This is a genomic window from Polymorphospora rubra (assembly GCF_018324255.1).
GTDB classification, from domain to species: domain Bacteria; phylum Actinomycetota; class Actinomycetes; order Mycobacteriales; family Micromonosporaceae; genus Polymorphospora; species Polymorphospora rubra.
This window is the reverse complement of sequence record NZ_AP023359.1, coordinates 8,113,177-8,125,769: the sequence shown is the minus strand read 5'-3', so window position 1 is coordinate 8,125,769 and position 12,593 is coordinate 8,113,177. Positions and strand designations below refer to the sequence as shown.

Here is a 12,593-nt window from a genome sequence, read left to right as displayed (position 1 = left end):
CCATTGGCGGTGACCGGCGCGGGCGGGAAAGCGCCGCCCGCGCCGGTCCCGACCCGGACCGTCCGGCCCGGTCAGCGGGCCTGACAGCTCAGGGTCGGACTGCTGTTGGTCGCCCCCGCCGAGCCGATGAAGCCGAAGCTCGTGGCCGCACCGGCGGCGAGGCCGCCGTTCCAGGCGGCGTTGGTCGCCGTCACGTTCGCGCCGCTGCCGGTCACCGTGGCGCCCCAGGACTGGGTGATCGTCTGCCCGTCGGCGTACGTCCAGGTGACGGTCCAGCCGCTGATCGCCCGGCTGCCGGCCCGCACGGTGACCTCGCCCTGGAAACCGCCCTGCCACTGCCCGGTCACCGCGTAGCCGGCCGTGCAGGCGAGCTGCCCGGGCGACGGTGCCGGCGTGGTCGGTGCCGGTGTGGTCGGCGTCGGCGTCGGCGGCACGGTCGGGGTGGGCGTGGGGTTCGGGCCGCTCCCGCCCAGCGCGAGCTGGTCGTCGGTGAACAGCTGGTAGGACGGGTTGATGTCGGTTTCACCCGGCCCACCGTCACAGCGCCGGTCCGGGTTGAAGATCAGATACGTCCCGGAGCCGCAGGCGGTCGCCGGCTCGGCATCACCGCCGACGACGACGCTGCCGCCGAGGTTGGCGCCGCCCTGGACCAGCGCGTTGTTCTTGACCACGGCGTTCCCGCCGACGGTGGCGCCGCTGTTGACCCAGGCGAGATCCTCGATGCGGGCGTTGCCGCTGACCGTGCTGTTGCCGTAGACCGCGGCCCGCGGACCGACGTACGCGGTGGCGGCGACGTTGGCGCGGCTGTCGACCCAACCGCCACCGTTGGTGTGCCAGCGACCGCCGCCGGGTGCGGGCGGACGGACGTGACCGGGTCGTGGCCGGACGGGGTCGCCCCGGCTACCCGGAACTGGTACGGGTAGCGGAAGTTGCGGGGATAGCCCTCCAGGAACGCGTACCGGTGGACCGTCGTCGGGGTTCCGGTGACCACCAGCCAGACGTCGCGTTCGCCGGGCTGGGTCTGGAACGTGACCTCGGCGTCGGTCGCGACGGTGAGCGGGCCGTACCGGGGGACGCCGTTGCGGACCGCGACGAGGCCGAACGTCCACCCGGAGCCGGCGGCCTGGTTGACGTGCCCGCGCAACCGGAGCCGGATCAGGCCGCCATCCTGCTGCGGCACCAGTCTGATCTTGTTGTATCCGTAGTCGGACGGCGCCAGCGCGTCCGGGATCCGGTAGTGGCCGGCGGTGGCGTTGACCGCGTCGACCGGTACCCCGTTGTACGCGGTGATGAACGGGTAGAGCCGGTTGATGAAGGGCATGAAGTCGGCCCGGTTGGAGTAGTCCCAGGTGACGTTGCGCTGCGCGTACTCGCCCACCCGGCGGTTGAGTTCGGTCTGGGTGATCCCGGCGACCCGCCGGTACGTCTCCAGTGGATGTTCGGTGTTGCGGGCCTCGTTCCACAACCGGTTGAACATCGCCAACCCGTCGCGGTCCTTGATGTACTGCAACAGCATCCAGGCCCCGTAGTGGTGCCGGCTGCTGCTGTAGGCGAGGTTCTCGGTGCGGATGAACCGGGTCAGGTCGCCCGCCGCCGCCGTCGGATACACCTGCATCGCCATGAACTCCGCGCTGGCCTCCCAGAACGTGCCGGCGGACTGGTGGGTGAAGCCGTAGCCCGGCCGGCCGAGGAAGGTGTAGTTCTGGAAGACGTGCGCGAGTTCGTGCGCCAGGCCCCACGAGCCGGGTTGGGCGGCACCGGGCGCGATGTTGATGACACCGACCCGGCCGTCGGTCGATCCTCCGGTGGCCCAGGCGTCCAGTGGGGCGTTCGACCACGTCCGCGTGATGATGACGATGATCTTGTGTTGGGCGAGCAGCCCGGTCTCCGGGGTGAAGCGCATGTCGTTGACGTAGAAGGAGTACAGGCGCTCGAGCTGGTCGAGGATGTTGGCCGGGTCGAACCGGTACTCGCCGGGGCGGTACGCGGATCGGTGCCGGAACGGTCGCCCCACAGCAGGATGAAGTTCGCCGACTCCCGGGTCCGCTGCTGGACCCACGGCACCTCGCCGGTCTGGGTCCAGCGGGCCGGGATCCACACCGTCTTCGTCGCGGCCGAGGCCTGCGGCAGCAGGTTCGGCAGCCCGAGTGGCAGCGTCAACGCCAGCGCGGCGGCGAGCACAAGTAGCAGGCGGTGCCGGGGTCTGTTTCCCGGCCGGGTCACACGCATCTCGATCCACACTCCAGTCGTCGGGTTTCGCCGTCCTCGAAACCGCCGTCCCGTCCGACAGGGGATCGAAGGGCATCATTAGTTGGGAATCAAAACTATCATTGTGCAGCTCGGGAGGTGGTCGGTGCGGCGCCGAATTATGTCTTCGCTAAGAAATCCCGGCGGTCGTCACCGAGTTCGGCGGGCGCCCCGTGGCGGCCCGCTACCGGCACCGGAAACCGTCCGGCGGATTTTTCCGGTCCGGCGCTGTCCGGAACCGGGGCCGCCGTTCGTCATGCTGGTGACGTCACGACACCGAGGAGCGTGCGATGAGATATCTGATGTTCGTCTGCACCGACGCCGAACCCGACCAGGACCAGACCGACTGGCCCGACATCGAGGCGTGGGTGGCCGACAACGACGCCCGCGGCCGCCGCCTGGACGGCCACGAACTGGCGGCGACGTCGGCCGCCACCACGGTCCGGGTACGCGACGGTGAACTGCTGCTCTGCGACGGCCCGTTCGCCGAGACCAAAGAGGTGATCGTCGGCTACGACATCCTCGACTGCGCCGACCTCGACGAGGCGATCGAGGTGGCCCGCACCCACCCGATGGCCCGCGCCGGCCGCATCGAACTGCGGCCCTTCGCCGCACCGACCGACGTGTGACCGAAACCGGTCCGGCCGCGGCGGCACAGGCCGTCGCGGCCGCCTCGCCGCCGAGTGGGATCTCGGGTCCGCGCGGCCGGCGGCCGGACCTCTGTTGCAAACTGGTGGCAACAGCTAGATACTTGCGCGTGGATGGTCGCCACCTCGGGTGGCCCGTCCGGGCCGAAACCGAGCAGGACCGGATTCGGCCGTGTCAGGTGGGTGCCCGACGATACGCGATGATCGTCATCGTCGGGGCCCGCCGCTTTCCAGGGAGCAACGACCGGCACGGACCCGGGCCGGCGGTTCCCCCCTCGGAAACCGCCGGCCGTCGTCCTACCGGTGATCGGGTCGGTCAGGCGATCTGATATCCGCTGACCGAGGCGGTGTAGGACGAGTATCCGCAGAACGCCCCGCCGTACCCGGTGATCGACATCGAGCCGTAGACGCTGCCGTCGGTGTAGAAGGTGTACGACGCCTGCCCCGACACCGGCGTGTAGATGCAGGCGGTGATGCTCGAACTGCGGGTGAAGTTGTTGATGTACGTGGCGCCGATCGCCGAGTCCGGCGCGATGTAGACGGTGCCGCCGGAGACGGAGACGTACGCGACGTCGAGATAGGTGCCCGACGACGGGAAGCAGTCCGCGTTCGAGCCGAACCGGATCGCGCCGACCTGCGGGCTGCCGGCCGGGAAGCCCGAGCTGAGGCAGACCTCGAGCGGGTTGATCCCGTTCGTGGTGACGCTCGTGACCGTCGGACCGAGCACCAGGGTGCCGGTCCGGGTGAAGCCGGTGCCGCCGGCGTTGCCGGAGATGGTGACCCAGAACGTCGGGCCGGTGACCGCGAGCGTACCGGCGGACCGGGCCTTGCCGGTCGACGCCCGGTCCTCGGCGGCGTGGGCGGGCGCGGCGGAGAACAGCAGGAGGGTGGCCGTCGCGGCGGCGACCACGTGGACGAGACGGGAGATCTTCATCGGTTCCTCCGAACCTGGGTACGACGGATGTCGGGCCCGGCGGGGCAGTCCGCCGGGCCCGGCGGATCGTTCGGGGTGCGGGTACCGCGGCCGGTCGGATCGCGGCGCGGTCGGAGCACGGTGCCGCTTCGTCGCGGACCGTTCGCGGCCGGTGGCTCGCGGTCAGGCGCAGCTGGCGCCGACGATGGCGGCCACGGCCAGGACCGGCGGCGCGCCGTCGGGGATCTGGTGCCGGCGCGGCTCGCGCCCCAGGCACCCTTCCGGTTCCGGCGGGAAGCAGGAACCGGCGCCGCCGTCCGGGTACGGCCAGAGGTGGTACATCGGGATCGGCCGGGCTCAGTCGAACAGGTGCTCGACGACGGTGATCACGACGTGCTTGCCGACGTGCAGCAGGGCCTCGGCGATGTCGTCCAACATGGAACCCACGTCCTTTCGGTGGTCCCGGTAGCGATGCCGGGAGCGGCTTGTCCGCTGCAATCAGCGTCGCCGCCCGGGGTCGCCGCGACCACGTGGAAGCACCCACGGAACAACCCACGGAACCGACGGTCAGGCGCCGGTCGGTGCCCGGCCCCGCCGGCCGGTCACGGGGGCAGCAGGGCGTACAGGTCCGTGGACGGCACGGGGTCGTCGGTGGACTCCACCGCCGCCCGTAGCGCCGCCGCGATCCGTACCCCGGTCTGGAACCCCAGCGAGCGGTAGTGCGCGAGCGCGGCGTCGGCCAGTTCGGCGGCGGCCGCCCGGTCCGCCCGGCGCAGCGCCAGCCGGCCCAGGCCGACCAGGGCCAGGCCGGGGCCCCATACGTCACCGAGCCGGCGGCAGGTTTCCAGTCCGGTCTCGTAAAGCTTCCGGGCCCGCGCGTCGTCGGTGCCGGACAACTCGACCGCCTGTGCGATCACCAGCAGCGACTCGGTGTCGCCCAGCTCGTCCTGCAACCGGAGGAAGAGCTCACGGCTGCGCTCGGCCAGCCGCTCCGCCCGCGCGTAGCGGCAGGTCGCCGTCGCCAGCAGCGCCTGCGCCGTGTAGACGTCGGCGGTCGCCCGTACGTTCCCCGCCCGCTGGAACAGCCGCAGCGACTCGTCCAGCGCCGGCCCGGCCGGATCCGGCTCGCCCTGCTGCACAAGCAGGATGCCGAGGTTCAACAGCGCCGTCGCCACCACCCGCTCGTCGCCGGCCCGCCGGGCGGCGACCAGCGCCTCGTCGTACGTGCGCCGGGCCGCCTCCGGGTCGTTCGCGTACTGCTGGGACATGGCCAGGTTGCTCAGCGTGCCGGCCAGGCCGACGTCGTCACCGGCCCGGCGCCAGAGCACCGTCGCCGCGCGGTAGCGGGCCGCCACCTCGGCGTGGTCGAGACCGACGTAGTGGCCGAGGGCGGCGGCGGCGTTGAGCGCCCGGGCCCGGTGCCGGGCCGGTGTCGGATCCGTCGGATCGGGGTCGCCGGCGGCCAGCGCCTCGTCCAGCCAGCGCCGCCCGTCGGCGATGGCGCCGCGTCCGTACCAGAACCGCCACACCGCACCGGCGATCTGGACCGCGGTCTCCGGATCGCCGGCCGACCGGACCCGGGCCAGCACCACCGGCAGGTCGTACCGCAATCCCTCCATGCGTTCCAGCCAGTGCTCCTGCTCGGCACCGGCCAGCCCGATCGCGGCCTGTTCCGCCTCGGCCACCACGTATCCGGTGTGCCGGGCCGCGATCGCCTCCTCCTCGCCCAGTTCGCGCAGGCGTTCGGCGGCGAACTCGCGGACCGCCTCGTACATCGCGAACCGGCCGTCGGCCAGACTCCGGTGCAGGTGGTGGTCGCCGATCACGGCCAGACCCTCGAGTACGTCGACCGCCGGCCGCCCGTCGTCCCCCGCACAGACCAGTTCGGCGGCCTCGACCGTGTACCTGGCCGGGAACACGCTGAGCCGGGCGAGGAGCCGCTGGGCGGGCGGGGGCAGCAGGCCGACGCTCCAGCCGATCGCGGCGGCGAGCGTACGCTGCCGGTCCGGCGCGTCCCGGGGGCCGGCGGTGAGCAACTGGATCCGGCCGAGCCGCCGGTCCAGGCGCTGCGCGATCACGTCCACCGGGAACAGGCCGACCCGCACCGCGGCCAGCTCGATCGCCAGCGGTACGCCGTCGAGCAGCCGGCAGATCCGGGCCACCGTCGCCGCGTTCGCGTCGGTCAACCGCCAGTCGGACCGGCGGGCCGAGGCGTGCCACGCGAACAGCCGTACCGACGCCGACCGGGCGAGCAGCGCCGCGTCCGACGGCGGGTCGGCGTCCGGCACCGGCAGCGGGTCGAGCCGGTACTCGTGCTCGCCCCGGATGTGCAGCGCGACGCGGCTGGTGACCAACAGCTTCAGGTTCGGGCACCGGGCGAGTACGGCGGCGACCGCCGGTGCGGCCGGCAGGACGTGTTCGAAGTTGTCCAGCAGCAGCAACAACCGCCGCTGTCCGAGTACGTCGGCCAGTTCGGCGACGTCGCCGCGCCGGATCTCGCCGCCGGCCGCCCCGATGAGGTGGGTGACCACGTCCGCGGAACCGGAGACCAGGGTGAGGTCCACATCGCACACTCCGTCGGCGAAGTCCGCGCCGACGGCCTCGGCCACCGCGAGCGCGACCCTGGTCTTGCCGACCCCGCCGGTGCCGGTGAGCGTGACGATCCGCACGTCGGGGCGGGACAGTGTGCCGACCACCGCCCGGCTCTCGTTCTCGCGGCCGATCAACGGCGTGGGCGGGGGATGGACCTGGCGGAACGTGACCGGTGGGGATGCGGCGACCGCACCGGGCGCGGTGTCGGCCCCTTCGCTGGTGGTCCCGGCCGGTCCGCTCGGGGCGGGAGCGCCGGCCCCGCCGGCGTCGGTGGGCGGGCGGCCCCGGGCCGCCTCCTCGAAGGCGGTCTGGTCCGGTCCGGTGAGGCGCAGCGCGGTGACCAGCCGCCGGGCGGTCTCCCGCTGCGCCGTACGCACCTTGCCGCGCTCGATGTCGCTGATGGTGCGTACCGCCACGCCGGACCGTTCGGCGAGTTCCTCCTGGGTGAGGCGGGCGGCCCGACGTACCCGTTGCAACAGCCGCCCGAATCCGGCGTCGTGGTCCTGTGCGTGAGCCAACACCTACCTCCGGGGCGGCGAACCACGCTGCGTCGCGCCGTGATGGCACGTCGTGCACAGTCACGGTAGTTCGGCGGGGCGCGGTGCCGGAAGATCCGCCCCTGTCGCCTTCCGTACAGACGGCGCGGGAGGCGGTCCGGTGCCCGCCGCCGTCCGCGCTGCGGTGCGTGGCGCCGTCGCCCCGGTTGCCGATGCCGGCCTGCGGCCGGCCGTTGGCGTCGACCGACGTCGGTCGCGCGGCGGGGTCAGCCCCGCTCGCCGGCGGCGGTCGTGCCGGGCTCGACGAACCGGTCGACCGGCGTCCGGCGTCCGGCGCGGAACGCCTCCAGCGCCCGGTGCGGCGGTATCGCCGACGCCGCGAACAACACGCTCCCGTCCGGCGCGACGTAGATCGAGCCGCCGCCGCGGACCGGTTGGACGACGACCACGCCTTCGTCGTCCGGCAGCAGGCGGTGTGCGAGCTGGGCTCCGGGCGCGATCCGGCGGAACAGTTCGGTGCCCCGATCGATCAACCGCTGCTGTGGTGGCGTCGGAACCGCGCCGCCGGAGGGAGTGCCCTTGGCATCGTCGTCGAGCCGACCGTCCATCACGCGCCCCTTCACCATGCCGCCCCGGGCAACCTCGCCACCACGTCCGGATCGATCTTGGTGGCCGTCGACGAGCCACGGTACGTGATGCGGGCGTCGCCTGCCGGGGACGGCGGGGCGGCTCCGTACGGCCGGACCCGTACCCGATCGACCGGGCCGCATGAGTCGGGCCGGGCCCGCCGGGTATGCGGGAGCCCGAGGGCGGTGCCACGCGGCGTCGCCCGGCCGAGGTCAGGAGCCGCACATGCCGCCGCTGTCGTACGAGACGCTGCCCGGAGACGTCGACCACCTCATCGCGGACGACCACGCGGTGGTGGAGCGGCAGTTCCAGCACCTGGAGGCCGGGCGGGGCGACCGCTGGGTGCTCGTCGACCAGGTGTCGTTCGAACTGGCGCTGCACGCCGACGCCGAGGAGTCCGTGGTGTATCCGGCGATGGCCGAGGCCGGCGAGCCCGACGAGGCCGAACACGCCCGCCGGGAGCACCAGGAGATGAAGGAACTCCTGGTGCGGCTGCGCAACAGCGAGCCGGGTGCGGCGGAGTTCGAGCAGGCGCTGGGCACCCTGATCTCCTCCGTCCGGCACCACGTGGCGGAGGAGGAGGCCGACTTCCTGCCGCGCTTCCGGCAACTGGTCGGCGCGGGCCGGATGGCCGAACTGGGCAGGCAGTTCCTGGCCGCCAAGCGGACCGCGCCGACGTACGCCCACCCGAACGCGCCGTCGGGCAGGATGGGCCACAAGGTCGCGGACCTGGCCGCCGCCGCGGTCGACAAGGTACGCGACACGGCGTCCGGCCGGATCAAACACCTGGCCACCGACCCGTCGGGGCACCTCGACCCGCAGGCGCAGCGGATCCTCGACGCGTTCTCCGGCCTGAAACCGCAGCCGCCCGAGATCCTCACCCCGGTGCAGGCCCGCGAACAGCCGACCCAGGTCGACGCGGTCCAGCGGATTCTCGCCGAGGACGGCAGACCGACCCACCCGGAACCCGTCGGTTCGGTCGAGAACGTCACGATCCCCGGTCCCGGCGGCGAGCTGCCGGTGCGGATCTACAAGCCGCGGAACGCCACCGGCCCGGTGCCGGTCGTCGTCTGGGTGCACGGCGGCGGCTGGGTGCTGTTCACCGTCGACACGTACGACGCCTCGTGCCGCGGCCTGGTGAACAAGACCGGCGCGATCGTGGTGTCCCCGGAGTACCGGCGCGCGCCCGAGGACGTCTTCCCGGCCGCGCACGACGACGTGCTGGCGACCTTCCGCTGGGTGCGCGCCAACGCCGGCCTCATCGGCGGCGACCCCGACCGCGTCGCCATCGGCGGCGAGTCGGTCGGCGGCACCATGGCCGCGGCCACCTCCTGGCAACTCAAGCGGGCGGGGGAGCGGCTGCCGGTGGCACAGGTGCTGGTGTATCCGCTGACCACCGGCGAGCAGTTCGGCGATTCGATGACCGACGCCGCCGACGCCCGCCCGCTCAACCGCCCCCTGCTGTCGTGGATGGCGATGTACGCGTTCGAGGGCGTACCCGACGGCGCGAAGGACCCGCGCGTCGACCTGCTCTCGCTCGACGCCACGCAACTGACGGGCCTGCCGCCGACCCTGGTCATCACCGACGAGCGGGACGTGCTGCGCAGCCAGGGCGGGGAGTTCGCCCGCCACCTCGACGCGGCCGGCGTTGCGACCACGCTGACCTGCTACGACGGGGTCATGCACGAGTTCTTCGGCGCCTCCGCGGTGCTCGACAAGGCGCAGCAGGCGCAACAGGAGGCGGCGCAGCACCTGCGCGACGCCTTCCAGACCGGCGTACCGGCCTTCGCCGGCTGACCGTCGGCGTTCCGGCCGGATGACGCGCCGGGCCGGCGTCACGGCGCGCCCGGCCGACGTCACGGCCCGGTCGACCGGGCCTCAGTCGCCGGCGCCGATCGTCGCGAACGTCGCCGTGATCCGGCCCCGGTCGTGGCCGGCCGCCACCAGCAGGTGCAGCAGGATCCGGGCCTTGTAGCAGTCCAGCGTGCCGGCGCTGATCAGGCCGCGGGAGAGCAGGTCGGATTCCGAGCCGGGAAAGCCGTACGTGCCGGCCAGCACCGGCCCCGCGCCGATCCGGGACGCCAGCACCACCGGCATCCCGGCGGCCAGGTCGGTCAGCACCGCCACGGCGGCGGCCGGCACGTGACCGACCCCGAAGCCGGCGACGACCAGACCGTCCAGCCCCGATCCGGCCCGCCGCAGGGTCGCCCCGTCGTCGCCCAGCACCACCGGCAGGACGGCGGTACGCACCGTCCCCGGATCGCGTACGTCCGCGTCGAGCCGGTGGCGGGCGGGCCGGGTGAGGATCCGGGGCCGCCCCTCGGCGACCAGCCCGACCGGTCCGACATCGGGGGAGCGGAAGGCGACGGGACTGGTGGTGTGCGTCTTGCGTACCCACCGCGCCGCGTGGATCTCGTCGCCGAGCACGACCAGGCAGCCCGTCCGCCGGGCGGCCGGGGCGGCGGCGACCGTCACCGCCGCCAGCAGGTTCGCCGGGCCGTCCGCGCCGGCCAGCGTCGGGTTGCGCATCGCCCCGGTGACCACCAGCGGCGCGTCGTACGGCCACAGCAGGTCCAGCGCGAACGCCGTCTCCTCGATCGTGTCCGTACCCTGGGTCACCACGACGCCGTCGGCGCCGTCGTCCACGGCCCGGCGGGCGGCCGTGACGAGGGCGGTCAGGTCGTCGAAGCCGAGCGAGGCGCCCGGCAGCCGGCGGAAGTCGTGCACCCGGACGGTGACCCCGGTACCGGCCAGCCCCGGTACGGCCGCGACCAGGTCGGCGGCGGTCAGGGTCGGCACCACGCCGCTGCCCGGACCGCCGGTCATGGCGATCGTGCCGCCGAGCGAGAACACCGTCACGCGACGCCCCGCGGGCGGGGGATCAGCGTACGGCGGCACGGCGCACCGCGTTGCGCACCACCCGGTCGGTGTCGCCGCCGAGCGGGGTCGGCAGCGCGTCCGGCGTGAACCACCCGAGCGCGTGGGACTCGTCGCTCACCTGCTCGGCCGCGTCCGGCGGCGCGTAGACCGCGAAGATCACGTCGTGGTGGTCGAGCCGCCGACCCGCGCAGTTGACCACCTGGTGGATGTCCACGTCCACCGGCACCGGATCCACCACGAGCCCGGCGATGCCGCTCTCCTCGGTCGCCTCCCGCAACGCGGCGGCGGCGAGTGACGGGTCACCGGCCTCCAGATGCCCACCCAGCTGCACCCAGACGTCGAACTTGCCGTGCAGGCACAGCAGCACCCGCTGCCGGTCGTGGGAGAAGATGATCACGCTCGCGGTCACGTGGGCGCCGTCGTGCCCCCGCCACATCACCTCGGGCCCGCGTTCCAGCAGCTTCGTCGTCAGCCGCCAGTCGTCCTCGCCGTCCGGCGTCGGCGTCCAGTCCCGCAGGGTCTCCAGGGCGTCGAGGTGCAGCACACTCACCGGCCCACCCTAGTCGGTCCGGCCGGTCGTACCCCTCACCCGAGTGCCAGGGTGACCGCGAGCGCGACCATGAGGACGGCGACGGCGCCGTCGAGGACCCGCCACGCCGCCGGCCGGGCCAGCACCGGGGCGAGCCGGCCGGCGGCGAAGCCCAGTGCGGTGAACCAGGTCAGGCTGGCCAGCACCGCGCCACCGCCGAACCACCACGGATGCGGATGCTGCCGCGAGATCGAGCCGAGCAGCAGCACCGTGTCGAGGTACACGTGCGGGTTGAGATAGGTGAAGGCGAGGCAGGTCAGCAGGGTGGCGCGCAGCGTGGTCGCCGGCCGTTCGGTCGGCGTCAGGGCGCCGGGCCGGATCGCCCGCCGGGCGGCGAGTGCCGCGTAGCCGAGCAGGAACGCGACGCCGCCGAAGCGGACGGCGGCCAGGACGGTGGGCCGGTCGGCGATCGCGGCGCCGAGGCCGGCGATGCCGGCGGCGATGAGGGCCGCGTCGGAGACGGCGCAGGTCAACACCACCGGCAGTACGTGTTCACGGCGCAGCCCCTGCCGGAGCACGAACGCGTTCTGGGCACCGATGGCCATGATGAGGGCGACGGAGACGGTGAAGCCGGCGACGGTCGAAGCGAGCACCCCGACGACGTTAGGAGCCGGCGCCTCTTCACTCCAGCTAAAGATTTTCAGGCACCATTAGAATCGCTAATCATGGCGCTCGACCCGGTGCAGCTCACCACCTTCCACGCGGTGGTCAACGACGGCAGCTTCGAGGCAGCCGCCCGCTCGCTGCACGTCACACCCTCCGCCGTCAGCCAACGGATCAAGGCTCTGGAGCAGACGGTCGGCCAGGTCCTGGTCCGGCGCGGCAAGCCGTGCGAGCCGACCGAGGCGGGCACCGCGCTGGTCCGCCTCGCCGGCCAGATCGCCCTGTTGGAAGGCGAGGCGCTCGACGCGGCACGCGGCCCGGTCGGCGGCGGGAGTGCCCGGACCCGGGTGGCGGTGGTGGTCAACGCCGACTCCCTGGCCACCTGGTTCCTGCCGGCCCTGGCGGGCCTGCCGGCCGGGGCCACTCTCGCCTTCGACATCCACCAGGACGACCAGGATCACACCGCCGACATCCTGCGGGCCGGAACGGCCATGGCGGCCGTCACCGCCCAGCGGGTGCCGGTGCAGGGCTGCCGGGTCGAGCGGCTCGGCGCGATGCGATACCTGGCGATGGCCGCACCCGCCCTGTGGCGGGCGCACTTCACCGGCCGGGACGTCCGCGCGGGGTTCGGGACCGCGCCGATGATCGTGCTGAACCGAAAGGACCGGCTCCAGCACCGGTTCCTCGGCACCCTGGCCGGACGCGTGCCCGACCCGCCGATCCACTACGTGCCGGCCGCGGCGGCGTTCGTCGAGGCGATCCGGCTCGGGATGGGCTGGGGGCTGGTGCCCGAGCAGATCGCCGCCGCCGACATCGCGGCCGGGCGCTGCGTCGAACTCACCCCGGGCCGCCACCTCGACGTACCGCTCTACTGGCAGTACTGGCGGCTGGAGTCGACCGTTCTCGCGGCCCTGACCGACGCCGTACGCGGCGCGGCGGCGACCGCCCTGCGCTGACGTCCGACCGGGTACGGGCGTGGGGCGGACGGGCAGTCCCCG

The 12,593-nt window shown here is 73.3% G+C and carries 10 protein-coding genes and 1 pseudogene; 3 read left to right on the top strand and 8 right to left on the bottom strand.

What is annotated here, in order from left to right; translation table 11 throughout:
* Window positions 1-71: 71 nt before the first annotated feature.
* On the bottom strand, window positions 72-671 hold the full coding sequence (locus Prubr_RS35570; protein WP_246568113.1) for a cellulose binding domain-containing protein: 600 nt from the start codon (window positions 669-671) through the stop codon (window positions 72-74).
* A pseudogene (locus Prubr_RS35565) lies at window positions 563-2,229 on the bottom strand (DUF6055 domain-containing protein). Before Prubr_RS35565 ends, Prubr_RS35570 begins: the two are co-directional and overlap by 109 nt.
* 308 nt (window positions 2,230-2,537) lie before the next feature.
* Between Prubr_RS35565 and Prubr_RS35560 the strand changes: the two are divergent.
* Window positions 2,538-2,876 carry a YciI family protein gene (locus Prubr_RS35560; protein ID WP_212820021.1) on the top strand — a complete coding sequence of 113 codons (339 nt, stop codon included), beginning with the start codon at window positions 2,538-2,540 and terminating at the stop codon, window positions 2,874-2,876.
* Between the two features lie 334 nt (window positions 2,877-3,210).
* Here Prubr_RS35560 and Prubr_RS35555 read toward each other — a convergent pair whose 3' ends face one another.
* The 3 genes from Prubr_RS35555 to Prubr_RS35545 form a co-directional block, all read right to left on the bottom strand.
* Window positions 3,211-3,828: a hypothetical protein gene (locus Prubr_RS35555; protein ID WP_212820019.1), complete on the bottom strand. Its 618-nt coding sequence runs from the start codon at window positions 3,826-3,828 to the stop codon at window positions 3,211-3,213.
* A 581-nt stretch (window positions 3,829-4,409) separates the two neighbouring features.
* Complete coding sequence (locus tag Prubr_RS35550) at window positions 4,410-6,917, bottom strand: ATP-binding protein (RefSeq protein ID WP_212820017.1); 2,508 nt, start codon at window positions 6,915-6,917, stop codon at window positions 4,410-4,412.
* Between the two features lie 245 nt (window positions 6,918-7,162).
* Window positions 7,163-7,504 carry a hypothetical protein gene (locus tag Prubr_RS35545; protein WP_212820015.1) on the bottom strand — a complete coding sequence of 114 codons (342 nt, stop codon included), beginning with the start codon at window positions 7,502-7,504 and terminating at the stop codon, window positions 7,163-7,165.
* Between the two features lie 244 nt (window positions 7,505-7,748).
* Between Prubr_RS35545 and Prubr_RS35540 the strand changes: the two genes are divergently transcribed.
* Complete coding sequence (locus Prubr_RS35540; RefSeq protein WP_212820014.1) at window positions 7,749-9,320, top strand: alpha/beta hydrolase fold domain-containing protein; 1,572 nt, start codon at window positions 7,749-7,751, stop codon at window positions 9,318-9,320.
* Between the two features lie 81 nt (window positions 9,321-9,401).
* Here Prubr_RS35540 and Prubr_RS35535 read toward each other — a convergent pair whose 3' ends face one another.
* From Prubr_RS35535 to Prubr_RS35525, 3 genes are read right to left on the bottom strand one after another with little or no spacing between them, the layout of a single operon-like run.
* Window positions 9,402-10,382 (bottom strand): asparaginase, encoded by a 981-nt coding sequence (locus Prubr_RS35535; protein ID WP_281425869.1) that lies wholly within the window; start codon window positions 10,380-10,382, stop codon window positions 9,402-9,404.
* A 22-nt stretch (window positions 10,383-10,404) separates the two neighbouring features.
* Window positions 10,405-10,953: an NUDIX hydrolase gene (locus Prubr_RS35530; protein ID WP_212820012.1), complete on the bottom strand. Its 549-nt coding sequence runs from the start codon at window positions 10,951-10,953 to the stop codon at window positions 10,405-10,407.
* 35 nt (window positions 10,954-10,988) lie between these two features.
* Window positions 10,989-11,585, bottom strand: a complete 597-nt coding sequence (locus Prubr_RS35525; RefSeq protein ID WP_212820010.1) for a LysE/ArgO family amino acid transporter — start codon at window positions 11,583-11,585, stop codon at window positions 10,989-10,991.
* 72 nt (window positions 11,586-11,657) lie between these two features.
* Between Prubr_RS35525 and Prubr_RS35520 the strand changes: the two genes are divergently transcribed.
* Complete coding sequence (locus Prubr_RS35520; RefSeq protein WP_212820008.1) at window positions 11,658-12,551, top strand: LysR family transcriptional regulator ArgP; 894 nt, start codon at window positions 11,658-11,660, stop codon at window positions 12,549-12,551.
* The last annotated feature ends 42 nt before the right edge of the window (window positions 12,552-12,593 follow it).

Coding starts and splice junctions, on each gene's coding strand:
- Prubr_RS35560 (WP_212820021.1), top strand. CDS start 2,538: ATGAGATATCTGATGTTCGTCTGCACCGACGCCGAACCCGACCAGGAC.
- Prubr_RS35555 (WP_212820019.1), bottom strand. CDS start 3,828: ATGAAGATCTCCCGTCTCGTCCACGTGGTCGCCGCCGCGACGGCCACC.
- Prubr_RS35545 (WP_212820015.1), bottom strand. CDS start 7,504: ATGGACGGTCGGCTCGACGACGATGCCAAGGGCACTCCCTCCGGCGGC.
- Prubr_RS35540 (WP_212820014.1), top strand. CDS start 7,749: ATGCCGCCGCTGTCGTACGAGACGCTGCCCGGAGACGTCGACCACCTC.
- Prubr_RS35520 (WP_212820008.1), top strand. CDS start 11,658: ATGGCGCTCGACCCGGTGCAGCTCACCACCTTCCACGCGGTGGTCAAC.